Source organism: Martelella sp. UBA3392, from assembly GCF_002358775.1.
In the GTDB taxonomy this organism is placed as follows: domain Bacteria; phylum Pseudomonadota; class Alphaproteobacteria; order Rhizobiales; family Rhizobiaceae; genus Martelella; species Martelella mediterranea.
In genome coordinates, this window is sequence record NZ_DEPM01000279.1 from 1 (window position 1) to 1,146 (window position 1,146).

1 protein-coding gene is annotated in these 1,146 nt (G+C 61.6%); it reads right to left on the bottom strand.

Features of this window, described 5'->3' with window-relative positions; translation table 11 throughout:
• Positions 1-15: 15 nt before the first annotated feature.
• Positions 16-1,146, bottom strand: a 1,131-nt coding sequence (locus tag B4E36_RS21480; RefSeq protein ID WP_345900806.1) for a cysteine desulfurase-like protein, incomplete at its 5' end; no start/stop codon positions are given.

Here is a 1,146-nt window from a genome sequence, read left to right on the forward strand (position 1 = left end):
CGGCATCGCGACGCTTCAGCTTTTGTGTGCAGCGATGATCTCGCCAAGCACTGTGTCGAAGCGTTCGATTTCTTCAAGCTTGTTGTAATGCAGCAGCGAGACGCGCACCGCGCCGCTGTCCATCGCAAGGCCGAGACGCGCCATCAGGCGGGGCGCGAACATATGTCCGTCGCGAATGCCGATCCGCCGCTTGCCCATTTCCACCGAAAGCGTCTTCGGGGCAAGGCCCGGTATATTGAAGCAGATCGTCGGCACGCGCTGATCAAGCCTGTCATTGTCGGAAATGCCGTAGATCACCGCGCCGTGGCTCTTCAAAACGGAAATCATTTCCTTGGCCAGGATCATCTCGTAATCGCGGATCGCACCCATCGCGGCGGCAATCGCCGCGCGGCGGCTGTGTTCGCCGGAAGGCAGGAACCGCTCGCCGACGCTTTCGAGATAGCGCACGGCGGCGTCCATCCCCGCTACATTCTCATAGGGGAAGGTGCCGACCTCGATCTTGTAGGGCGGAACGTCGGGGATGAAGTCTTCCTTGAAGGTCGGAAGCTTGCAGAGCGCGTCATAGCGCCCCCACAGAAAACCCATATGCGGCGAAAAGTTCTTGTAGCCGGAGCAGACCAGATAGTCGCAATCCCAGGCCTGAACGTCGATCAGCCCGTGCGGGCCGAAGTGGACGCTGTCGAGGAAAACCTCCGCGCCTGCGGCATGGGCGATGCGGCCAACGGCCGCGACATCGACCATGGTGCCGATCGCATGTGAGGTCGCCGTGCAGGCGACCAGCCGGGTCCGTTCATTGACCAGCGGCTTAAGGTCTTCCGGGTTGAGCGTTCCGTCCTCGCGCATCCGCCACCAGACGATCTTCGCGCCGTTTTCTTCCAGCGCAAGCCATGTGGCGATATTGGCGTCGTGGTCCATGTCGGTGACCACGATCTCGTTGCGCTCATCCAGCATTTTGGCGATGCCGAGGCTCACGAGGCGAATGAAGGAGGTGGCGTTGAGGCCGAAGGAAATCTCCTCCGGCCGATAGGCATTGATCAGCACGGCAACGCTTTCGCGCGCGGCCTCCAGGCCGGCATCGACGCGGGCGCTATGCTCGTAGCTCGCCATGCGCTGGACGTTGGCATCGATCAGGTGATTGGTGACCGC